The following is a 22,383-nucleotide window of genomic DNA, read 5'->3' as shown; positions in this document are numbered from 1 at the left end:
CGATCCTGTGGGCAGGCTCACATGAACGGGTTGCTCCCATCGTATGGCGCCGAAACCGCTGTTCTCGACGACAAGCCCCTGCTCGCGGCCGTCGCAGTCTCGAAGGCCTTCGGCCCGGTGACCGTTCTGCACGACCTCTCCCTCGACGTGCGGAGCGGCGAAGTCCATTCGGTCATCGGCGAAAACGGGGCTGGCAAGTCGACCCTGATGAAGCTTTTCGCGGGCCATCTTCAGCCCTCCTCCGGCGAAATCAGGATGAATGGCGAACGGGTCGGTCTGGCAAACCCCGTCATCGCGGAGTCGCTCGGGATCGCGCTCGTTCACCAGGAGATCCTGCTGGCTCCGGATCTGACGGTCGCGCAGAACCTGTTTCTCGGTCGCGAGATGCGTCGCGGCCTGGTCATGAACGATCGCGTCATGCGGTCGCGCGCGCGCGCGGCGATGGCGGATCTCGGCGCCGACATCGATCCGGACGCGCTCGTCGGGCACCTGTCGATCGCCCAGCGCCAGCTGGTGCAGATCGGGCGCGTGCTGCTGGTGCCGCATCGTGTCGTGATCTTCGACGAACCGACCGCCTCGCTCACGCCGCATGAAACCGATGCACTTCTGCGGATCGTCCACGGCATCCGGCAAAAGGGAGTGGGCGTCCTGTATATCTCGCACCGACTGCCCGAGGTGAAGACGATCTCCGACCGCATCAGCGTCCTTCGCGATGGCCGGCTTGTGGCGACGCAGGCAGCCGTCGAGATGGAATCGGTCGACATGGCACGGCGCATGGTCGGCCGGGATGTAGCAAAGCTCTACCCGGACCGTATTCATAACACCGGGGAAAAAAGCGTCCTGGCCGTGCAGGGATTTTCGGTGCCGGGTCATGCGCGCGACGCGAGTTTCGAGCTCAGGCGTGGCGAGATCCTCGGTTTCGCCGGTCTCGTCGGTGCCGGACGAACCGAGCTGATGGAGGGCATCGTCGGATTGCGCTCCGGCAAGGGTGTCGTGCACCTGAACGGTGCGCTCGTGCATTTCGCCTCGGCGACCGCAAGCCTGGACGCAGGCATCGTCTATCTGAGCGAGGACCGGAAAGGCAAAGGCCTGCTTCTGGACCGCAATCTCAAGGTCAACCTGACGCTGGCATCGTTGCCGCGTTTCATGCGTCGGTTCCGGATCGACGACACGGCGGAGGCGGCCGCACTCGACAAGGCCATCGGCGACTTCGAGATCAGGACCGGTCGCAAGGACGTTCTCGCCGGTGAGCTCTCGGGGGGCAACCAGCAGAAGCTGCTGCTGGCGAAGATGATGCTGCTCGATCCGAAGATCGTGATCATCGATGAGCCGACGCGCGGGATCGATATCGGTGCCAAGCAGCAGATCTACAGCTTCATCGCCCGGCTGGCCGAGGAAGGTCGGTCGATCATCGTGGTCTCCTCCGAGATGCCTGAGCTGATCGGGATCTGTGACCGCATCCTGGTGATGCGCGGCGGCCAGATTGTCGGCGAAGTTTCCGGAGACCGCATGACCGAGACGGAGATCGTCATGCACGCGACCGGCGCGACCGCCGCGGCGGCCATCAGGATGACCACCCGGGGAGAGGTCGGATGAGTGCAGCACACACCGTGGCCGGCGTGGCTACGTTCTGGCGGCGGCGTCAGTGGTCCAGGATCGATCTCAGGGCCGTCGCCCCGTTCGTCGCCCTGGCGTTCCTGCTGGTGCTCGGAGCGCTCTCGAGCGACCGGTTCCTGACCGTCGGCAATCTGCAGAATGTCGCAACCCAGAGCGCGTTCATCGCGATCATCGCCGTGGGTGCGACCTTCGTGATTACCGCCGGCGGGCTCGATCTGTCGGTCGGCGCGATGGTGGCGTTCGTCGCCAGCCTGCTGATCCTGTTCCTGAATACCGGCGACGTCGCGAGCCCATACCTGTTCCTCGCGATCGCGGTCTCCATGTCGCTCGTCGTGGGCGGGCTGTGCGGCTTGGGAAACGGCCTGATCGTGACGAAGGGCGGGATCGAGCCCTTCATCGCGACACTCGGAACCATGGGCATTTTCCGTGGACTGACGACCTGGCTGTCGCAAGGCGGTGCGATATCGCTGCACTCGAGCGACCTGCAGGACCTGTGTCGACCCGTGTATTTCGGCACCGTGCTCGGGATCCCGGTTCCGATCATCATCGTTTTCGTGGTTGCCGGTCTCGGCGCATTCCTGCTCAACCGCACCGGCTACGGGCGTCACGTTGCTGCCGTCGGATCGAACGAGGACGTCGCCCGCTACTCCGGCATCAGGGTCGGTCGCGTCCGGATCATGACCTATATCCTGCAGGGCCTGTGCGTTTCCATCGCGGTGATCCTCTATGTGCCGCGGCTCGGCTCGACCACGGCCACAACCGGGATCATGTGGGAGCTGCAGGCGATCACCGCCGTCATCATCGGTGGAACCGCGCTGACCGGCGGCGTCGGGCGGATCTGGGGCTCGATCTGCGGCGCATTCCTGCTCGAGACGGTCGGCAACATCATGATACTCTCAAATTATGCGAGCGAGTATCTCATCGGCGCGATACAGGGGACGATCATCATCGTGGCGATGCTCATCCAGCGTTCGCTGATCAGGAAGCGGTAAAAGTAAAGCCCGGCTGAGCAGGTCTTTCGGGCGCAATAAACAAGACTGCACGAACGGAGGAAAAGATGAAAAAGACAGTTCTGGCGACTGCAATTGCTGGGCTCGCCGCCCTCGGCATCACGGATCACGCGCACGCCAAGGATTACACGATCGGCGTGTCGGTGCCGACGGCCGATCACGGTTGGGCCGGAGGGATTATTTTCCAGGCCGAACGGGTAGCCAAGGCGCTGATGGCGGAAAACCCGGGTTTGAAAGTCATCGTGAAGACCTCCTCGGATCCGGTGAGCCAGGCCAATGCGCTCGAGGACCTGACGACGGAGGGCATGGATGCGCTCGTCATTCTTCCGATCGACCCGAATCCGCTCGTGAACGCGATCAAGGAGGTCAAGTCGCACGGGACGTTTGTGGCACTCGTCGATCGATCGCCGACCGTCAATGACAGCTCGGTCCGGAACTTCTACATCGCCGGCAACAATCTCGGGCTTGGCGCCACCGCCGGAGACTACATCAAGCAGCACAACCCGGACGCCAAGGTGGTGGTGATCCGCGGGCTTCCGATACCGATCGACCAGGAGAGGCAGAACGGCTTCGATGCCGCGATCAAGGGCAGCAACGTCCAGGTGCTCGCGAAGCAGTACGGCAACTGGAGCCGTGACGATGCCTTCAAGGTGATGCAGGACTTCCTGACGAAATACAGCAACATCGATGTCGTGTGGTGCCAGGATGACGACATGGGCGTCGGCGTCCTCGAGGCCATCAAGCAGGCCAAGCGGACGGACATCAAATACATCATCGGCGGGGCCGGATCGAAGCAGTTCATCAAGAAGGTCCTTGACGGCGACAAGATGGTTCCGGTCGACGTGCTCTACCCGGATACCATGGTTGCCACGGCCATGGAGATCACCGCAGCGCATCTCATCAACAAGGTGACCGTTGCCGGAACCTACACCTTGGATGCCACGCTCGTGACTCCAGCCAACGCGAAGGACTTCTACTTTCCCGATTCTCCATTTTAATCCTCGGAGAGGCGGTTCAGCCTCCCCGTCTGGTCTGGAGGTGTAGTGCCGCGGCACGATGCATCACGACCTCAGGGCGGGGCACCGCAATCGCCCAAACCGGACGCTCGTTTCGATGCGTTGGAACGAGAGAGCTGCGGCAGGCCGAATGGACTCGAAGGGTTGGTCGATGGTGCGTGGCGTTGCTCCGTCCAGCGGCGGGCGCCTCGATAGAGCATGGGGCCATCGCCTGAACGGTGATCACCTTGACGGCTACCGTCTGCGTGTTCGCCTCCGGCAACGGCTTCCGCAGCCTCGCAAGCGGCCGGCGGGGCCCGTCTTGCCCTGATCAGCTACTGAAGCCTGTTGGTGGCGTCGCTGGCGGCCTTCAAGGTGAAGAAGTTCCTGTCGCCCCGCGCCCGGCTAGGGCCCATTCCCCACATCCGCCCCAGCCCGGGTGTGGGGCAAGATCCAGAACGCAACCGAGGTGGTCCAAACGACCAGATGCAGACCGTCACCATTGCCGCAGCGGCCGGGTGAGGCATGCTCGGGGCTCTCTGCTGCCAGACCCGCCCCTTCACAGCATGGAAATGTTCCTGCTTCTGTCCCCTCTTAATCTCGCCGGACAGGGGCCAAGCCAGGCGAACCACTGCAACGGAGCAAATGGAGGAAGTCCGAGCCCGTAGGCTCTACTGGGGGTTAGCGAACCATGCCGACCCCTTGCGAATGGGGTTCTGGCGGAGAGGGTGGGATTCGAACCCACGGTACGCTTGCACGCACAACGGTTTTCGAGACCGCCCCGATCGACCGCTCCGGCACCTCTCCAGACGCTTGCGGCGCCGGGCTTATAGGGCGGGACGCAGGCTCTGGCAACCGGCTTGACAGCGGAAAGCGCCATCGGATACACGACGCAAACGTCACTCGGGGTCCGACAGGATCGTGAGCGGCTCTGCTGTGCGCGCAGGCGCATGGCCCATCATAAGAAGCGACTGGGTTCGACGGCAACTGCGTCAGGCAGGCACCGGATGGGCCGAGAGATCGGAAAGCAGAGACAATGTTCGCAGTCATCCGCACTGGCGGAAAGCAGTATCGCGTCACCCCGCAGGACGTGCTCAAGGTCGAGAAGCTCGATGTCGAGCCCGGCGCGACCGTGACCTTCACCGACGTGCTGGCAGTCGGCGGCGGCGAGGACGGCATCGTCGTCGGCGCTCCGCTCGTGGCAGGCGCCACCGTGACGGCCACCGTCATCGCCCAGGACCGGCTCGATACGGTCATCATCTTCAAGAAGCGCCGCCGGCAGAACAGCCGTCGCCGCAACGGCCATCGCCAGCCCGTCACCGTGCTGCGCATCGGCGAAATCAGCGCCGCCTGAACCCGCAAGCGATCATCCCCCGGCGGGTGGTCCTGGCGAATATCGGCAGCTCATTAAGGCACAGGAGTTCAGGCTATGGCACATAAGAAGGCAGGCGGTTCATCCCGCAACGGTCGCGATACCGCAGGGCGCCGCCTCGGCGTAAAGAAGTTCGGCGGCGAGAGCGTCATCGCCGGCAACATCATCATCCGCCAGCGCGGCACCAAGGTGAAGCCGGGCCGCAATGTCGGGCTCGGCAAGGACCACACGATCTTCGCGCTGATCGACGGTCACGTGAAGTTCGAAACTCGCGCCGAGGGCCGGGTGCAGGTATCGGTCGAGGGTATGGCGATCGCCGCCGAATAATCGCTCCCGACGGGCCGAGTAGCGTATCAAGGGTCGGCCCTCGGGTCGGCCCTTTTTCGTCTCCGCCCGCGCCTGCCGTCCAGCCGGCAGCGGGACATTGGACCAAGCATCATGAAGTTTCTCGACCAGGCCAAGATCTACGTGAAGTCCGGCGATGGCGGCGATGGCGCCATCGCGTTCCGGCGCGAGAAATACATCGAGTTCGGCGGTCCTGACGGCGGCACCGGTGGGCGTGGCGGCGACGTGATTTTCGAGGCGGTCGCGAACCTCAACACGCTGATCGACTTCCGCTACACGCAGCATTTCCGGGCGCGCAAGGGCGGCAACGGCTCCGGCTCGGATCGCACCGGCGCCGGCTCGGACGACGTCGTGATCAAGGTCCCGATCGGCACGCAGATCTTCGACGACAGCAAGGACGTGCTGCTCGCCGACCTCGACGAGCCAGGCAAGCGCGTCACGCTGTGCAAGGGCGGCGATGGCGGTTTCGGCAACGCCAGCTTCAAGACCAGCACCAACCGCGCGCCTCGCCGTGCCGACAAGGGCTGGCCCGGCGAGGAGCGCTGGATCTGGCTGCGGCTGAAGCTGATCGCCGATGCCGGCCTGGTCGGGCTGCCGAATGCCGGCAAATCCACCTTCCTGTCCGTCGCGTCCGCGGCCCGGCCGAAGATCGCCGACTACCCCTTCACCACCCTGCACCCGCAACTCGGCGTCGTGCGGCTCTCCGACTCAGAGGAGTTCGTGCTGGCCGACATCCCGGGCCTCATCGAGGGCGCGCATGAGGGTGCCGGGCTCGGCGACCGCTTTCTGGGCCATGTCGAGCGCTGCGCGGTGCTGCTGCACCTGATCGATGGTGCAGCCGGCAACGTCGTCGATGCCTGGCGTACCATCCGCGAGGAGCTCGTGGCCTACGGCAACGGTCTTGCCGACAAGCCGGAGATCGTCGCGATCAACAAGACCGACGCCATGACGCCGCAGCAGATCGGCACCCGCCGGCGGGCGCTGGAAAAGGCGACCGGCGGCCCGGTTCTGATGCTGTCCGCCGCCACCCACGGCAACGTCGCGGAGACGTTGCGCATCCTGCAGAACCGGGTGACCGAGATCCGCAAGGAGGCCGCCGCTCCCCCGCCCCTGCGGCGCCCTGCCGATCCGATGCCGACCCGGCAGCATGTGTCGGCGAGCGGGTCGATCGTCACTGAATGACCCGCCTCGCCGGATGAGCGATCCCGCCGCGGCCGTCGGTATGGACCACCCGGGCCCGAACCTCGGCCAGGCACGCCGTCTCGTGGTCAAGATCGGCAGCGCCCTCGTGGTCGATGGCCAGGCCGCCTGCCCCCGCGTCGCCTGGCTGGATGCGATCGCGGCGGATATCGCCGCCTTGCGGGCGCGCGGTGTGGAGGTGATCGTCGTCTCGTCGGGCGCAATCGCGCTGGCACGCCAGACTCTCGGCCTGAAGCGCCCCTCACTCCGGCTCGAGGAGAAACAGGCCGCCGCGGCGGTCGGGCAGATCCGTCTGGCGCAGGCCTGGAGCGTTGCCCTATCGACACATGGGCTTGTCGCGGCCCAGCTGCTGCTGACACCCGACGATACCGAGGATCGGCGCCGCTACCTGAACGCCCGCGCCACGCTCACCACCCTGCTCGGACTCGGCTGCGTGCCCGTCATCAACGAGAACGACACCATCGCCACCGCCGAAATCCGGTTCGGCGACAACGACCGGCTGGCCGCCCGCGTTGCCGAGATGATCCAGGCGGACCAGCTCGTGCTGCTCTCCGACATCGACGGCCTCTACACCGCCGACCCGAGACTTGACCCCGACGCCAGGCACATCCCGGTCGTCGCGACGCTGACACCCGAGATCGAGGCGATGGGGGGCGCGCCGCCGCCGGGTTATTCGTCCGGCGGCATGCGAACGAAGCTGTTGGCCGCCGGGATCGCCACCAGAGCCGGATGTGCCATGGCAATCGCGCTGGGCAGCACCACGCATCCCCTGCAGGCTCTGGCGAGCGGCGCCGCATGCACCTGGTTCCTGCCCCTGCCCGAGGGTCGGTCTGCCCGGAAGCGCTGGATTGCCGGCAGTCTGCAGCCAGCGGGGAGACTGCTCGTCGATGCCGGAGCTGCCCGGGCGCTTGCCGGAGGGAGCTCCCTGCTGCCGGCAGGCGTGCGTGCCGTCGAAGGCAGTTTCGAGCGCGGCGACCTGGTTCTGGTGCTGTCCGATCAGGGCCGGACGTTGGGCCGCGGGCTGTCCGCGTATGGCAGCGGTGACGCGGCACGCATTATCGGCCGACGGTCGGATGCGATCGAGGCCGTGCTCGGCTGGCGGGGCCGCGACGAGATGATCCACCGCGACGACCTGGTGCTCGACGCCGGCTGATCGCTCGGCTCAGCGCGGTGGGGGCCATCTCAGCTTGGGCTCGGTGCGATCCCGCTCGACCGGCTTCGGCTCGACGAATTTCGGGGTGCGGAAGCGATCATCGAGGTCGCGGAGATCACGACCCGGCGCAGCCGCAGCCGTCCGTACCGGACGCGGCTCCTCGTCCTCGATCAGCGGCGGCCGCGACGACCAGTCCCCGGTGCCGCGCGGTCGACGGGGCGGCGTGGCATCCTCGACCTGCCTGGGCGGCGCCGGCGGCCTTGCCGGACGCACCGGCTCGGGGACGATCTCCTGCACCTGCGGCACGGGCTCGGCAGATCGCGCCGGCCGTCGATCCGGATCGGGCAGCCGCATCGCAAGCATGCGGAGTTCGGCGTGGATGTCGTCGAGCTGGGCCTCCAGGAAATCCAGCCGACCCTTCAGGCCAAACACTGCAAAGGGCATCATCATGAAGGCTAGCCCGAACAGGATCGCCACCACGAGGATCGCAAGCTGGCCCCACCAGGGCACCCACGTCGGCAGAGGCAGGGTCAACGGCATCGCTCAATCATAGGCAACGGGCGTCAATCCCACCAGACCGGTGCCTGCACCGGCCGGTCCCTACATTCCCAGCGCGCGGCGATAGATATCGAGCAGGGTCTCCTGCTCCTCGACGTCGGCGGGCTCCTGCTTGCGGATCCGGATGATCTGGCGGATCACCTTGACGTCGAAGCCTGCGGATTTCGCTTCCGCGAAGATGTCCTTGATGTCGGAGCCGAGAGCCTTGCGCTCTTCCTCGAGCCGCTCCACGCGCTCGATGATGCTCCGCAACCGGTCTGCTGCGATCCCGCCGACGGCGCTGGCGGTGGAGTCCGCTGGCGTGTCGTCATGCCCGGCTCCGCGGTCGGCAGCTTCCAGCATCATGATCTTCACGCCTCCAAACGTCAGCTAGACACCCGTCCCCATCGACCGGCAAGGCCGGGGGGCTTACCCTGGCCCGATGCGGGCGGTCAATGCGTTGCCGTCCGCGCAGGCTCCCCGGTTGCGGGCGTCGCCGACCGTACGAGCAGAAGCTTAAGAGGATGCCCGCGATGAGCGAGATCGAGACCTTCGACTACGTGGTGTTTGGAGCCACCGGCGACCTTACCATGCGCAAGCTGCTGCCGGCGTTCTATCACCGGTTCCGTGACAAGCAGATCCCCGACACCGCCCGGATCATCGGTGCTGCGCGATCGCAGCTGTCCGACGAAGATTTCCGCGAGCGGGCCGCCAAGGCGCTGCGCCGCTTCGTCAAGCCGGACGCCCTCGATGAGGCGCTGGTGCAGCGCTTCCTGGGGATGGTCTTCTATTCCAGCGTGAACGGCGCGGAGGCGGAAAGCAGCTGGGACAACCTGACCCGGCTGTTCGGCGACGACAGCCGCGACAAGATCCGGGTGTTCTATCTCGCAACCTCGCCGGAGCTGTACGGCCGTATCTGCGAAAACCTGGCAACCAAGCAGCTGATCACGCCGAGCACGCGGGTCGTGCTGGAGAAGCCGATCGGGCACGATCTGGAAACGGCACGCCACATCAACGATCAGGTCGGCAAGTTCTTTGCCGAATCGAGCATTTTCCGGATCGACCACTATCTCGGCAAGGAGACGGTGCAGAACCTGATCGCGCTGCGCTTCGCCAATCCGGTGTTCGAACGGCTCTGGAACGCCGACGCCATCGACCACGTGCAGATCACCGCCGCGGAGACGGTCGGGGTCGAGGGGCGCGGCGATTATTACGACAATTCCGGCGCCCTGCGCGACATGATCCAGAACCACCTGCTGCAGGTGCTGTGCCTGGTCGCGATGGAGCCGCCCGGCTCGCTCGACGCCGACAACCTGCGCAACGAGAAGCTCAAGGTCCTGCGGGCGCTGAAGCCGATCACGGCAGCGGACGTGCCGCACGTCGCGGTGCGTGGTCAGTACGGCCGTGGGTCGGTCGGCGGCGACATCGTACCGGCCTATCTCGAGGAACTCGGCGAGGGCCGCCAGAGCGACACCGAGACGTTCGTCGCGATCAAGGCGGAGGTGCATAGCTGGCGCTGGGGATCGGTGCCGTTCTACCTGCGATCGGGCAAGCGGCTGCCGTCGAAGGTCAGCGAGATCGTGGTGCAGTTCCGCGAGACGCCCTGGTCGATCTTCGGCTCCAAGCTCGAGCCCAATCGGCTGATCATCCGGCTGCAACCCGAGGAGGGCATCCAGCTCTCGATCATGAGCAAGGATCCCGGCCCGGATGGCATGGTGCTGCGCCCGGCAAACATCGACGTCTCGTTCGAGAAGGCGTTCTCGACGCGCTATCCGGACGCCTATGAACGGCTGCTGATGGACACCGTCCGCGGCGACCCGGTGCTGTTCATGCGTCGTGACGAGGTCGAGGCAGCCTGGACCTGGGTCGAGCCGATCCTGAAGGCGTGGGAGTCGAAGTCGGGCACCCCGCACCACTACAGTGCCGGCACCTGGGGACCGGATGCTGCACGCGCCCTGATCCAGTCGAGCGGGCATGCCTGGCGCGAGGACATGAAGTAGGCGGCGACGAACCCGGCTTGTGACGGGACTGGCGGGTACCCCCGATGACTGGTCCAGCATGACGCTGGATCCGGGGGTGACCGTGCGGGTCGCACCATCCACACAGGCCGGAGTGGCCGGAACCGTTCCGAGCCTGCCGGCCGATCTGGAGGCGGACGTCGAGTCCATATGGTCGGCGGAGCGTGCACGTCGTCCGGTGCTGTTCAACGGCCGCGTCTTCAGCGCCGACACGATCACGCCCTCGCTCATCACCGGGCACTGGACCGAGTATCGTTGTGTCCTGGCGCAGATCCGAAAGCCGAGCCTCTACGCACGACTGAAGGTCCGGCCACTGGCCGTGAACGGACTTGTCGAATGCGCCGATGGCCTTGTTCTCGGGCGACGACACGCAGACGCCGTCTATCTCCCCGGCCGGTGGCAGGCCGCACCGGCCGGTAACGTCGAGGCTCGTGCCGGAGACGACGTGAACCTGATCGAGCAGGTTCATGTCGAGCTCCGGGAGGAACTCGGGCTTTTGCCGAACATGATCGACCTGACAAGGCCGGTTGCAGCCATCGAACATACCGACACGCACGTCGTTGACGTCGGTCTCCTGCTACGAACGCCACTGTCGTTTGCCGAGATTGCGAGACACCGTCAGCAGGCCGGCAACGACGAGTACGACCTGCTGCAGGTCGTGCCGACCGATGCGCTCGGTCGGTTCATGCGGGAAAACGCAAGCACCCTGCTCCCGTCGGCCCACATCCTGATCGAATGCTGGCAGCGAGACCGACGCTAGCCAAACCTCACGCAGCTTCCGAAAACAGCGTAACAATGGCCGTGCAGAAAGCAGGCAGATCCTTCGGATTGCGGGAGGTCACCAGCTTGCCGTCTCGCACCATGGTTTCGTCCACCCAGGTGGCACCGGCGTTGCGCAGGTCGGTCTGCAGCGACGGCCAGGAGGTGAGCGTGCGCCCCCTCACCCCGCCGGCTTCGATCAACGTCCAGGGTCCGTGACAGATGGCCGCGATCGGCTTGTCGCTCTCGACGAAACCCTTGACGAAGGCGACGGCGTTCGCATCCATTCGCAACTTGTCCGGATTGGTCGTCCCGCCGGGTAGCACCAGGCCATCGAATGCATCCGATCGAGCCTCAGACACCACCACGTCGACTGCAAACGTGTCGGCCGCGTGGACATCCTCCTTCATCGCCTGGATCTGACCCGCCGCGAGCGACACCAGTGTCACGACCGCGCCTGCATCCGTCAGCGCCCGCATTGGCTCGGTGAGTTCGACCTGCTCCACGCCGTCGGTCGCGAGTATGGCAATCCTGCGCCCCTTGATGTCTGACATGCGGTTCGCTCCTGTTCCGTGGTTGCCGATCAGAACAGGGCAGAACTTGCCCTGTTCCTTTGTCATCGGGTCACAGCCGCGGGAGCGGTATTCGAAGATCGGTCAGCCGAACAGGCTTCCGAGGCTGCCCGCATGCACGCCGCTCAGAGTGATGCTGGCGCCGTTCGACAAGGCGATCACCGTGCCGCCGCCGCTGAACGACGTGCTCACGGTGACACCGGTTCCGGCCGAGATATGATCGGTGCCGATCCGGAAACCATTGACCGTCAGGTGTTCCCGCGCCGCTGACCAGAAGTTGGTCGCGCCGCTATTCGACGCGATGTTCAGCACGTCGGTAGCGCCTCCGCCCTGCACGGTGGCGGTGCCGGACCCTGTCGTGACGACGCTGCCACCCGATCCGAGGGTGACATGGTCGGCACCGGAACCGAGCTGCATGCTGGCCCCGCCGGAACCGCCAAGCAGGGTCTCGTTGCCGCTGCCTGCCTGCATCCAGACACTGCCGGAGCCGCCAGCAAGCGTGTCGCCGCTGCTTGAGCCCTTGAGGAAGGCGGTGCCCGACCCTGCCTGAAGGTTGCTGTTGCCGCTGCTTCCGGCGCTGAACCAGCCACCGCCGGCACCGGCATGGACCGTATCCGAACCGCTACCGGCCACCACGACGGAGCTGCCGGCACCACCCTGGTAGGTGAGTGCTCCGGAGCCGCCATGGACGACGTTGTTGGTGCCGATCCCGCCGCCGCTGACGGTCGCGGCACCGCTTCCCTGCGTCAACACGACATTGCCGCCATCGACCACCACGCGGCCGCTGCCGCCCTGGATCGAGGTGGCGCCGAGACCTCCGTGTATGGACGCGGATTCCGCGCCCATCTGGTAGGCAAGGCTGCCGCTGCCGACGGATATGACGTTGCTCGCCGATCCGGCACCGCCGGTAACGGTCGCAGCGCCGCTCCCGAGTGCCAGGCTGCTCGCACCACCACTCGCATAGACCAGGCTGCCCGCACCGCCCCAGACCACATTGCCGCCGGTGCTGTCGACCACAACACTGCCGGTCATCCCGCCGCCGTTCAGGACGAGCGTGGCGTTGCCGCCGGTGAATGCGACCGAAGACGGACCGCCGAACAGGACCGTGTGCGACGGCCCGGTTTCGGAGACCGCGAGGTGACCTGCCTGCGACGCGCTGAGCACGATCATGTTGGTGTCGGACCCAGCTCCGCCTTCAAGAACCAGATTGCCACCGGCCGCCTGGAAGGTGCTGTCGCCGCCGCTGACGTAGGTGACGGACGCAGCACCCAGCTGAACCGTGTTGCCGCCAAGGCTGTGGATCAGCGAGCTGCCGGTTCCGGTCAGGGCGAGCGTGGAGTTGCCTCCGGTAAAGAAGAGTGACGTCGCGCCGCCGGTAACGGTGGCGGCGACATGACCCACGTCGATAACAGCTGTTTGGGTCGCGTCGGCACCAACCACGTAGGTGGTGCCGGTCTGGACGAACGTCGGCACGACAACGACGGGAGGGATCACGACGACGGGCGGGGTCACGACGACCGGAGGCGTCACGACGACGGGCGGTGTCACGACAACGGGAGGCGTCACGACCACGGCCGCCGGCACGATCGCCAGGCTGCCATTCACGAATGTGCGCCCGACATCGTTGCTGAGGACCAGCTGATAGTTCTCCACGAGATTGCCTGAGACACCGGTCGGCGCGGTGACCGTCACCTTGGACAGGGCATCCTGGACCTGCGCTGCCGTACCGCTCAGCTCGATGACCGTCTGGCTCACGTCAGGGCGCTGGATCAGCGTCGCAGCGACACCAGCAGGCAAGGCTGCCACCGAGACCAGGCCGGCATTGCGGTCGATCAGCACCAACGCGTTGATTTTGGAACCATCCGGGCTCGCCACCAGGATCTGCGAAAACAAATCGACCGTCTGCCCGCTCGCCACGGTCACGCCGACCAGGCCGCTGACGGTGACGTCGTTCAATGGATTGCTCATAATTATGTCTCGCTCTTTCCCACGGATCGTTCGGCGTTCGCAAAATTGAGGCGCCGATGCACCCTGCTTTTCACGAGCCTTAACCAGGAGCGATTGCTAGGCGGCGTCGCTTAACAGCAGATTAAGGACCGGCTCTCGACGCCGCTTGAACGCATCACAGTTTCTCGATCGAAACATGCACTTCCGGCTCCAAGCGGAGCCTGGCCTGGCTGCAATACCGGTGGAGAGTGGGGGTGGAAGTGTGTAACTTGTCGCCACTCTCCGGTATTTTTCTGGGTCGGAGCCGTTCTGCAAAAGGTTTGCATTACATGTTCCAGTTCGTCTCGCTTGGTGGCGACTGCCAGCCTGCAGCGCAGATCCGGAAACGGCGTCCCTCCTCCGTCGCCCACTTCTTTGACTGGATCGGCATTCCGATCCGCCAAACGATCGAATTGATCCGTAACGACTTCGAGGGGTTTTTCGACCGCGAGAACCTGCACCCACACTACGCCGGCGACGGCTTCTACGGCATCGTCGAGATGCGGTACCGCGCAGACGTCCAGCATGGTGTTCCGTCATTCGACATCGCGACCACCGAGGCCATCCGGGAATTGTTCGTCATGCGCGCGAGATGGCTGCGGGAGATGCTCGAGGAAGACAATGACCCGGTCTATTTCATCCGCAGCTGGACAGTGCGCGATGGACCGGAAAACGAGGCCGACGCGATCGAGCTGTTCGAACTGTTGCGGAGCAAGCGCCGGGATATCCGGCTGCTTTATTTGCACAATGATCCAGGCCGCGAGGACCGTATCAGTGGTGGATACAGAAGCGCGTATTTGCGCCAGGCCAGCAGCCCTTACGTCTGGTCAGGCGATGACCGCGCATGGCTGTCGCTCCTGGAGGATTTCGCGGTGCGGCCTGGTGGCGACGACAAGGGTGCCTCCCCGTTGCCCGCGCCACGGCGACCGCGATTCATGAGTGCCTGAACAACCAGGACAGGGACGTCGGATCGGCGGCCTCAGCTGAAATTGCTGCCGATCTGCTTGATATCGACGAACCGCAATTCCGCGTTCATCTCGGCCGTGCGACGCATCATGAAGGCCGAGCTCGCGAGGAACACCGGATCACCATCCAGATCGTCGGCCATGGCGGTCCGGTTGGTTGCAACGAAGCCCGCAAGGCGAACCTTGTCACCGTCGACCCATCGCGCCAGCGAGAACGGCGTCGATTCGAAGCCGATGGCAACGCCATACTCCCCCGCCAGCCGCGCCTGCAGCACGTCGAGCTGCAGCGTGCCGACGACACCGACGATCGGCGGGCTGCCATCTTGCGGGCGGAACAGCTGCACGACCCCCTCCTCCGCCAGCTCCTGCAACGCCTGACGCAGCTTCTTCGCTTTCATCGCGTCGTCCAGCCGGACCCGACGCAGGATTTCCGGCGCGAAGTGCGGCACACCGGTAAATCGGAGATCCTCGCCCTCGGTCAGCGTGTCGCCGATGCGCAGCGTGCCGTGGTTGGGGATGCCGACCACGTCGCCGGCGAAGGCCTCCTCGGCAAGCTGACGGTCACGGGCAAAGAAGAACTGCGGCGTGTGCAGCGCGAACTGCTTGGCCGAGCGCACATGCTTCACCCGCATGCCGCGCGACAGCCGCCCGGAGCACACCCGCGCAAAGGCCATGCGGTCGCGGTGGTTGGGGTCCATGTTGGCTTGGATCTTGAAGATCAGCGCGGTCATGCCGGGCTCGTCCGCCTGAACGACGCGGCCATCGGTCGCCTGCGCACGCGGCGGCGGGCCGAAGCTCACCAGCGCGTCCAAAAGGTCGGTGACGCCGATCTCGCGCATCGCGCTGCCGAAATAGACCGGCGTCAGGTGGCCGGCATTGAAGCTCTCCCGGTCCCACTCGGGCAACGCGGCCTGCACCAGCTCGAGCTCCTCGCCGAGCGCCACCATGCGAGGGTCGGATTGCGGCAAGGGCGGGTTCACGTGCACCTCGCGGGCGAGCAGATCGTAGGTGCCGACGAAATTGGACGCGCGGCCGATCGGCCAGGTCGCGGGAGCGGTATCGAGCGCCAGCGCCGACGACACCTCGTCCAGCAGGGCGAACGGATCCTGCGCCTCGCGGTCCATCTTGTTGACGAAGGTGATGATCGGGATGTCGCGCAAGCGGCAGATCTCGAACAGCTTGAGCGTGCGCGCCTCGATACCCTTCGCGGCGTCGATCACCATCACGGCGGAGTCCACCGCGGTCAAAGTGCGGTAGGTGTCCTCGGAAAAGTCCTCGTGGCCGGGCGTGTCGAGCAGGTTGAAGATGCAGCCGCCATACTCGAACGTCATCACCGAGGTGACGACTGAGATGCCGCGGTCGCGCTCGATACCCATCCAGTCGGAACGGGTGCGCCTACGCTCGCCTTTGGCGCGCACGTTGCCGGCGAGCTGGATCGCGCCGCCGGCACGCAGCAGGCGTTCGGTGAGCGTGGTCTTGCCGGCGTCGGGGTGCGAGATGATCGCGAAGGTGCGACGGCGGGAGATTTCGGATGCTAGGTCGGACAAGGCCAGAGGCTCCGCCCCTGGACCCCGCCAAGGGCAGTCGCCCTTGGAACCCAGGGTTTGAGTAATTGGGTGTCCAGAGGGCGACTGCCCTCTGGCGGGGGTGCAGGGGGTAAAACCCCCTGCGGAAGCCAACTAACGCGAGTAGAACTCGACGACCAGGTTCGGCTCCATCGACACCGGATACGGCACGTCCGAGAGCTTCGGGCTGCGCTGGAACCGGCCCTTCATGGCGCGGTGATCGACCTCGAGATACTCCGGCACGTCCCGCTCGGCGCTCTGCGCGGCATCCAGCACCACGGCCAGCTGCTTGGACTTCTCGCGAACCTCGATGGCATCGCCGTCGCGCACCAGGAAGGACGGGATGTTGACCTTCTTGCCGTTGACGGTGACGTGGCCATGATTGACGAACTGGCGGGCAGCGAACGGCGTCATCGCGAACTTGAGGCGATAGATCACCGCGTCCAGCCGGCGCTCGAGCAGGTCGATCAGGTTCTCCGAGGTGTCGCCCTTGCGACGAACGGCCTCGTCATAATACTTGCGGAACTGCTTCTCGCTGATGTTGCCGTAATAGCCCTTGAGCTTCTGCTTCGCCATCAGCTGCACGTTGAAGTCCGAGGGCTTCTGCTTGCGGCGCTGGCCGTGCTGGCCGGGACCATATTCGCGCTTGTTGATCGGCGACTTCGCCCGACCCCAGAGATTGACGCCGAGGCGGCGGTTGATCTTGTACTTGCTCTCGAGGCGCTTGGTCACGAGCGCGCTCCTTTCTCTTCTTCGGTGCGGCGCGCGTTCGAACCCGAGGGTCGTCGCCCGTTTCCGCTTGTTGCACCGGTAGGTCACGACCTGGCTGGTCGTGACGGGCGCGCTCCGTATCATCGATCCCGATGCCGGCGCTGGCATTGGCGAGATCGACCGGATCGTCCACGTTCCCGGCAGTAGCCGGCGCGTATAGGTCGCGGGGACCCTCGAGTCAATGTTCGGGCGTCAGCTCGCCTCGTCACGCCCGCGCAGGCGGCGGCCGAGGGCCAGTTCGGTCACCACCCCGTGCAGCGTGCGCAGTTCCTGCTGGGTCACCTCGCCGCGCTCGAAGAAATGCCACAGGTTGCGCACCATCCCGGGCCGCTTCGGCACGTTGCGCAGGAAGCCGCACGCATCGAGCTCCCGGACCAGATGCTCCATGAAGTTGCCGAGCTCGCCCTTGGTCGCGACCTGGGTCTCGTTGGTCATCAGCACGCGCGGCGGGATCTCGTCCTGGCCCTCCTCGCCACCGGCGCTCAGCCACCACTCGTAGGCCATGATCATGACCGCCTGGGCGAGGTTGAGCGACGAGAAACCGGGGTTGAGCGGGTACCGGATCAGCGCGTCGGCGCGCGCCATGTCGTCGTTGTCGAGACCGGCGCGCTCGGGGCCGAACAGCAGGCCGACGCCGAGGCCGCGACGGCTGATCTCGCGTATTTCGGCAGCACCACCGCGCGCGGTCAGGATCGGCTTCACGATATGCCGCGGGCGCGGGCAGGTCGCGAACACGCGGTGCAGGTCGGATACCGCGTCATCCACGTCGGGATGGACGGTGAGAGCGTCGAGGATGCGATCGGCGCCCGATGCAGAACGCCAGGCGCGCTCCTGCGGCCAGCCGTCGCGCGGGTCGACGAGACGCAGATGGAACAGGCCGCCATTTGCCATCGCACGGGCCACGGCGCCGATATTCTCCGCCAGCTGCGGACGCACCAGCACCACCACCGGGCTGTTGCCGATCGGTGCCAGATCGGCGCCACCATCGCGCCCGGTCAAGACAGACGCCGCCAGGTCGTGCCGGAGGGTCCGTCCTCGAGCATCACCCCGCGCTCCAGCAGGTCGGCACGGATCGCGTCGGCGCGGGCGAAATCGCGGGCCTTGCGCGCCGCCAGTCGTTCAGTGATGGCCTGCTGCACGGCGGCGCCATCAACTCCGGCCTGGAACCACAACTCCGGATCCGCTTCCAACAGTCCGAGCAGCTGTCCCGCGGCGCGCAGACCGGCCCCGGCCTCCGTATCTCCCGCAAGTGCGGCGTCGGCCAGGCGGTGCAGCACGGCAATCGCGCCTGGGGTGTTCAGGTCCTGGCAAAGGGCATCCAGGAACGCATCCGGAATGGCCGCATCCACGGTGGCCGGGGAGATCCCCGAGGCACGGATCGCACGATAGAAACGGTCGAGCGTGCGTCCGGCGTCAGCGAGGCCACGTGCCGTGTAGTTCAGCACCGACCGGTAATGCGTGCCGAGCAACACCAGGCGGAGCGCCTCGGCAGGTGCCCCTGCCACGACATCGCGGATGGTCAGGAAATTGCCCAGGCTCTTGGACATCTTCTCGCCGTCGACGAGAAGCATCGCGTTATGCAACCAGATGTTGGCGAACCGGCCGCCCGGATATCCGCACAGGCTCTGCGCACGCTCGTTCTCGTGGTGCGGGAACAGCAGGTCGTCGCCACCGCCATGGATATCGAAGCTCTCGCCGAGATAGCGACGCGCCATCGCGCTGCACTCGATGTGCCAGCCTGGCCGCCCGCGGCCCCAGGGACTGTCCCAGCCGGGCAGGTCCGGCGTCGACGGCTTCCACAACACGAAATCGCCGGGGTCGCGCTTGTAGGGTGCTACCTCGACGCGGGCTCCGGCCAGCAACTCGTCGGGATCACGTCCGGACAATCGGCCGTAATCGGCAAAGTGCGAGACCTGGAACAGCACATGCCCATCGGCGGCATAGGCGTGCCCGGAGGCGAGGAGGCGCTCGATCAGTGCGACCATCTCGGCAACATGATGGGTCGCTCGCGGCTCGATGTCGGGTGGCAGGATGTTGACGGCCGCGAGATCGGCATGGAAATCGGCAATGGTCGCAGCTGTCAGGACGCCGATGCCGATGCCGCGTTCGGCCGCGCGGGCGTTTATCTTGTCGTCGATGTCGGTGATGTTGCGGACGTAGGTGACCCGCGGATACAGCGCGCGCAGGAGCCGGACCAGCACATCGGCCGCGAGCATCGCCCGGAGATTGCCGATATGGGCGAGATCGTAAACGGTCGGGCCGCAGTAATAGAGGCGAACATGGCCGGGATCGAGCGGCACGAAAGGTGCCGTTTTCCGTGTCAGGCTGTCATGAAGCAGAAGCTCGGGCATTGGCCGGTTTTGCTTCATCGGGAGGGCATCGGCAAGCTGGCCCGGCCGTTCCGGCTACCGATCATCCATCCGGCAACGGAAAACGCCTGTCGCGGGCGCGACAGGCGTCTCTCGAGGACGTCCCCGGTGTGGGCGGACTGCTACATCCCGGACTTCGGTCCCGGGTTGGCATCCTGTGCGCCAGTCGCCGTTGGGACCGCAGGTACTTCCGGGGTCATCATGTTCTCGGAGACGTTGTGCATGATCCACAACGATCCGATGATCAGGATGAAGACCACGAGGATCGCGAAGCCGAAGGCCACCACGTTCCAACGCTGCTCGGAGGCAGCGCTCATGTGCAGGAAGCATACGAGGTGGACGAAGATCTGGACCACCGCAAGGACCGCGATCGTCGAAAACACCCAAGACGCTGGTATCGTACCGGGCACCATCACTGGGTAGAACGCGGCGACGGTCAGGATTACTGATAGCGCGAAGCCTATCCCGTATGCGCCGTAGCTGGCGTGACCGGCTCCACCCGAACCCTCGATGTGGGTCTCATGCGAATGACCGTGCAGGGCGGGACTGGCCATCACTGGACCCCCATCAGATAGACCAGGGAGAACACGCAGATCCAGACGATGTCCAGGAAGTGCCAGAACAGGCTGAGGCACATCAGGCGGTTCACGTAGACGGTCGAGAGACCCTTCCTCAGCACCGTCATCTGCAGGACGAGAACCGTCATCCAGATCAGGCCGCAGGTCACATGCAGGCCGTGTGTCGCCACCAGCGTGAAGAAGGCGGACAGGAACGCGCTCTTGTCGGGCCCGTGACCTTCCGCCACCAGGTGGTGGAACTCGTTGATCTCCATGCCGACGAAGCCGGCGCCGAGCAGGAACGTGACCACAAGCCAACCCACCACCTGCGGCAGGTTGCGCTTGTAGGCGTTGATCATGGCAAAGCCGTACGTAGAGGAGCTGATCAGCAGCAGCGCGGTCTCCACCCCGACATAGCGCAGGTTGAAGATGTCGCGCCCGCTGACGTCACCGGCATATTGGTGCCGGGCGACTGCAAAGCCCGCGAACAGCGTCGCGAACAGGATGCAGTCGGTCATCAGATAGAGCCAGAAGCCGAACACGTTGTTCGGCTCGTGGGAATGATCCTCAGCGAACTCGCCGTGATGTGCGACGAGGGAGTCAGGCGACATGGGTCAGCTCCAGGGCGGCGACGCGGCTGTTATGCAGCGCCTCTATCCGCGCGACCTCGGCTGCCGGCACGTAGTAGTCGATGTCATCGTTGCAGGAGCGGACGATGAAGGTGCCGACCATGGCGATCATGCCGACGATTGCCATCCACCAGATGTGCCAGATCAGCGCGAACCCGACGACACCGGCAGCGACGGAGATGATGAAGCCGGCTCCGGTGTTCCGCGGCATGTGGATGTCAGAATAGACCGGCGTCTCACGAGCCTCGAGGCCACGCTTCTTGACCTCGTTGAAGGCATCCAGCGCGTCGATGTGCGGCAGGATAGCGAAGTTGTAGAAGGGGGGCGGCGAGGAGGTCGACCACTCCATGGTGCGGCCGTTCCAGGGATCGCCGGTGACGTCCATGTTCTCGTGGCGATCGCGGATGCTGACATAGAGCTGGATGATCTGGCAGGTGATACCGGCCAGCACCACCAGGGCGCCCACTGCGGCAACGTCCAGGTACGGCGTCCAGGCCGGGTTGTCGTAGTGGTTCATGCGGCGGGTCATGCCCATGAAGCCGAGCGCGTAGAGCGGCATGAAGGCCAGGTAAAAGCCGCCGAGCCAGCACCAGAACGAGGCCTTGCCCCATCCATCATGCAGCTTGAAGCCCATCGCCTTCGGGAACCAGTACGCGTAGCCGGCGAGGTAACCGAACAGCACGCCGCCGATGATGACGTTATGGAAGTGGGCGATCAGGAACAGGCTGTTATGCAGCACCCAGTCATTGCCCGGGAGCGCCAGCATAACGCCGGTCATGCCGCCGATGGTGAAGGTCACCATGAAGCCGACGGTCCATAGCATCGGGGCGGTGTAGATGATCCGGCCGCGATACATCGTGAACAGCCAGTTGAAGATCTTCACGCCCGTCGGGATCGAGATGATCATCGTCGTGATGCCGAAGAAGGCATTGACGTTGGCGCCCGAGCCCATCGTGAAGAAGTGGTGCAGCCACACGACGAACGACAGGAAGGTGATGCACACGGTCGCATAAACCATTGCGCCATAACCGAAGAGGCGCTTCTGGGCGAAGGTCGGAACCACCTCGGAGAAGATACCGAAGGCCGGCAGGATCAGGATGTAAACCTCCGGATGCCCCCAGCACCAGATGAGGTTCATGTACATCATCTGGTTGCCGCCACCGTCATTGGTGAAGAAGTGCATGCCCAGATAGCGGTCGAGCGACAGCATCCCGAAGGTCACGGTCAGGATCGGGAACGCGGCCATGATCAGGATGGCGGTGCAGAGGATCGTCCAAGTGAAGATCGGCATCCGCATCCAGGTCATGCCCGGTGCACGCAGCTTCACGATGGTGACGAAGAAGTTCACCCCGGTCAGCAGGGTCCCGATGCCGGTGAGCTGCAGGCTCCAGATGTAGTAGTCGACACCGACGCCGGGGCTGAACTTCAGCTCCGAGAGCGGCGGATAGGCAAGCCAGCCAACCTGGCCGAACTCACCGATCACCAGCGACACGTTCACCAGGATGGCGCCCACCGCGGTGAGCCAGAAGCTGACCGAATTCAGGAACGGGAACGCCACGTCGCGCGCGCCGATCTGCAGCGGCACGGCGATGTTCATCAACCCGATCATGAACGGCATCGCCATGAAGAAGATCATGATGGTGCCGTGTGCGGTGAAGATCTGGTCGTAATGGTGCGGCGGCAGGAAGCCGGGCCGGCCGCCGGAAGCCATCATCTGCTGCGAACGCATGAGGATCGCGTCGGAGAAGCCGCGGAGCAGCATCACCAACGCGACGATGATGTACATCACGCCGATCTTCTTGTGGTCGACGGAGGTGATCCAGTCGGTCCATAGATAAGCCCACTTGCGGTAGTAGGTTATCGCCCCCAGGACCACCAGGACCACCAGGCCCATGAACCCTGCGGCGCCCATGATGATGGGCTGGTCATACGGAATGTCAGCAAGCGTAAGCTTCCCTAACAT

General features: G+C 65.0%; 21 protein-coding genes and 1 tRNA gene. 10 read left to right on the top strand and 12 right to left on the bottom strand.

Annotation, left to right across the window (positions count from 1 at the left end):
* Window positions 1-21 precede the first annotated feature (21 nt).
* The 3 genes from ACOEQ2_RS13810 (at window position 22) to ACOEQ2_RS13800 (ending at window position 3,625) form a co-directional block, all read left to right on the top strand.
* Window positions 22-1,596, top strand: coding sequence for a sugar ABC transporter ATP-binding protein (locus ACOEQ2_RS13810; RefSeq protein WP_419728548.1), 1,575 nt, complete (start codon window positions 22-24; stop codon window positions 1,594-1,596).
* Window positions 1,593-2,609, top strand: a complete 1,017-nt coding sequence (locus tag ACOEQ2_RS13805) for an ABC transporter permease (RefSeq protein WP_419728547.1) — start codon at window positions 1,593-1,595, stop codon at window positions 2,607-2,609. Before ACOEQ2_RS13810 ends, ACOEQ2_RS13805 begins: the two co-directional genes overlap by 4 nt.
* A gap of 155 nt (window positions 2,610-2,764) precedes the next feature.
* Entirely contained in the window at window positions 2,765-3,625 is an 861-nt protein-coding gene (locus tag ACOEQ2_RS13800; protein WP_419728546.1) for a substrate-binding domain-containing protein, read from the top strand.
* A gap of 714 nt (window positions 3,626-4,339) precedes the next feature.
* Here the strand turns inward: ACOEQ2_RS13800 and ACOEQ2_RS13795 are convergent.
* Window positions 4,340-4,429, bottom strand: a tRNA-Ser gene (locus ACOEQ2_RS13795).
* 229 nt (window positions 4,430-4,658) lie between these two features.
* On the opposite strand from ACOEQ2_RS13795, the gene rplU reads away from it, so the two are divergent.
* The 4 genes from rplU to proB all read left to right on the top strand — a co-directional run bounded on the left by rplU (window position 4,659) and on the right by proB (window position 7,692).
* Window positions 4,659-4,976, top strand: a complete 318-nt coding sequence (gene rplU / locus ACOEQ2_RS13790) for a 50S ribosomal protein L21 (RefSeq protein WP_419728545.1) — start codon at window positions 4,659-4,661, stop codon at window positions 4,974-4,976.
* 75 nt (window positions 4,977-5,051) lie between these two features.
* Entirely contained in the window at window positions 5,052-5,321 is a 270-nt protein-coding gene (gene rpmA / locus ACOEQ2_RS13785; protein WP_419728544.1) for a 50S ribosomal protein L27, read from the top strand.
* Between the two features lie 111 nt (window positions 5,322-5,432).
* Complete coding sequence (obgE, locus tag ACOEQ2_RS13780; protein WP_419728543.1) at window positions 5,433-6,521, top strand: GTPase ObgE; 1,089 nt, start codon at window positions 5,433-5,435, stop codon at window positions 6,519-6,521.
* Between the two features lie 13 nt (window positions 6,522-6,534).
* A complete protein-coding gene (gene proB / locus ACOEQ2_RS13775) occupies window positions 6,535-7,692 on the top strand; it encodes a glutamate 5-kinase (protein WP_419728542.1) in 1,158 nt (385 codons plus the stop codon).
* Window positions 7,693-7,701: 9 nt separating this feature from the next.
* Here the strand turns inward: proB and ACOEQ2_RS13770 are convergent, their stop codons facing one another.
* Together ACOEQ2_RS13770 and ACOEQ2_RS13765 are read right to left on the bottom strand one after the other, a co-directional pair.
* The gene (locus ACOEQ2_RS13770) at window positions 7,702-8,232 is read right to left on the bottom strand and encodes a hypothetical protein (protein ID WP_419728541.1); all 531 of its coding nucleotides are present in this window, start codon (window positions 8,230-8,232) and stop codon (window positions 7,702-7,704) included.
* Window positions 8,233-8,292: 60 nt separating this feature from the next.
* Window positions 8,293-8,592, bottom strand: a complete 300-nt coding sequence (locus ACOEQ2_RS13765) for a DUF2312 domain-containing protein (protein WP_419731228.1) — start codon at window positions 8,590-8,592, stop codon at window positions 8,293-8,295.
* A 161-nt stretch (window positions 8,593-8,753) separates the two neighbouring features.
* Between ACOEQ2_RS13765 and zwf the strand changes: the two genes are divergently transcribed.
* Together zwf and ACOEQ2_RS13755 are read left to right on the top strand one after the other, a co-directional pair.
* Window positions 8,754-10,229, top strand: a complete 1,476-nt coding sequence (zwf, locus tag ACOEQ2_RS13760; RefSeq protein WP_419728540.1) for a glucose-6-phosphate dehydrogenase — start codon at window positions 8,754-8,756, stop codon at window positions 10,227-10,229.
* Between the two features lie 58 nt (window positions 10,230-10,287).
* Window positions 10,288-11,007: an NUDIX hydrolase gene (locus ACOEQ2_RS13755; RefSeq protein ID WP_419728539.1), complete on the top strand. Its 720-nt coding sequence runs from the start codon at window positions 10,288-10,290 to the stop codon at window positions 11,005-11,007.
* 7 nt (window positions 11,008-11,014) lie between these two features.
* On the opposite strand, the gene ACOEQ2_RS13750 is transcribed toward ACOEQ2_RS13755, so the two are convergent.
* Window positions 11,015-11,560: a type 1 glutamine amidotransferase domain-containing protein gene (locus ACOEQ2_RS13750; RefSeq protein ID WP_419728538.1), complete on the bottom strand. Its 546-nt coding sequence runs from the start codon at window positions 11,558-11,560 to the stop codon at window positions 11,015-11,017.
* Between the two features lie 102 nt (window positions 11,561-11,662).
* Complete coding sequence (locus tag ACOEQ2_RS13745; protein WP_419728537.1) at window positions 11,663-13,546, bottom strand: beta strand repeat-containing protein; 1,884 nt, start codon at window positions 13,544-13,546, stop codon at window positions 11,663-11,665.
* 308 nt (window positions 13,547-13,854) lie between these two features.
* On the opposite strand from ACOEQ2_RS13745, the gene ACOEQ2_RS13740 reads away from it, so the two are divergent.
* Window positions 13,855-14,511, top strand: a complete 657-nt coding sequence (locus ACOEQ2_RS13740; RefSeq protein ID WP_419728536.1) for a DUF1796 family putative cysteine peptidase — start codon at window positions 13,855-13,857, stop codon at window positions 14,509-14,511.
* A gap of 32 nt (window positions 14,512-14,543) precedes the next feature.
* Here ACOEQ2_RS13740 and ACOEQ2_RS13735 read toward each other — a convergent pair whose 3' ends face one another.
* From ACOEQ2_RS13735 to cyoB, 7 genes are all read right to left on the bottom strand, one after another.
* A complete protein-coding gene (locus ACOEQ2_RS13735) occupies window positions 14,544-16,082 on the bottom strand; it encodes a peptide chain release factor 3 (RefSeq protein ID WP_419731227.1) in 1,539 nt (512 codons plus the stop codon).
* Between the two features lie 126 nt (window positions 16,083-16,208).
* Window positions 16,209-16,826, bottom strand: coding sequence for a 30S ribosomal protein S4 (gene rpsD / locus ACOEQ2_RS13730; RefSeq protein ID WP_419728535.1), 618 nt, complete (start codon window positions 16,824-16,826; stop codon window positions 16,209-16,211).
* Window positions 16,827-17,057: 231 nt separating this feature from the next.
* On the bottom strand, window positions 17,058-17,864 hold the full coding sequence (locus ACOEQ2_RS13725) for an RNA methyltransferase (protein ID WP_419728534.1): 807 nt from the start codon (window positions 17,862-17,864) through the stop codon (window positions 17,058-17,060).
* Window positions 17,861-19,234: a cysteine--tRNA ligase gene (cysS, locus tag ACOEQ2_RS13720; RefSeq protein ID WP_419728533.1), complete on the bottom strand. Its 1,374-nt coding sequence runs from the start codon at window positions 19,232-19,234 to the stop codon at window positions 17,861-17,863. Before cysS ends, ACOEQ2_RS13725 begins: the two co-directional genes overlap by 4 nt.
* 122 nt (window positions 19,235-19,356) lie before the next feature.
* The gene (cyoD, locus tag ACOEQ2_RS13715) at window positions 19,357-19,788 is read right to left on the bottom strand and encodes a cytochrome o ubiquinol oxidase subunit IV (RefSeq protein ID WP_419728532.1); all 432 of its coding nucleotides are present in this window, start codon (window positions 19,786-19,788) and stop codon (window positions 19,357-19,359) included.
* Complete coding sequence (gene cyoC, locus ACOEQ2_RS13710) at window positions 19,788-20,402, bottom strand: cytochrome o ubiquinol oxidase subunit III (RefSeq protein ID WP_419728531.1); 615 nt, start codon at window positions 20,400-20,402, stop codon at window positions 19,788-19,790. The genes cyoD and cyoC overlap by 1 nt, the downstream gene beginning before the upstream one ends.
* Window positions 20,392-22,383, bottom strand: a complete 1,992-nt coding sequence (gene cyoB / locus ACOEQ2_RS13705; RefSeq protein WP_419728530.1) for a cytochrome o ubiquinol oxidase subunit I — start codon at window positions 22,381-22,383, stop codon at window positions 20,392-20,394. The genes cyoC and cyoB overlap by 11 nt, the downstream gene beginning before the upstream one ends.

Source organism: Lichenicola sp., assembly GCF_965198575.1.
In the GTDB taxonomy this organism is placed as follows: Bacteria; Pseudomonadota; Alphaproteobacteria; order Acetobacterales; family Acetobacteraceae; genus Lichenicola.
Note: the sequence above shows the minus strand (reverse complement) of the source record. Positions and strands in the feature narration are given on the sequence as shown.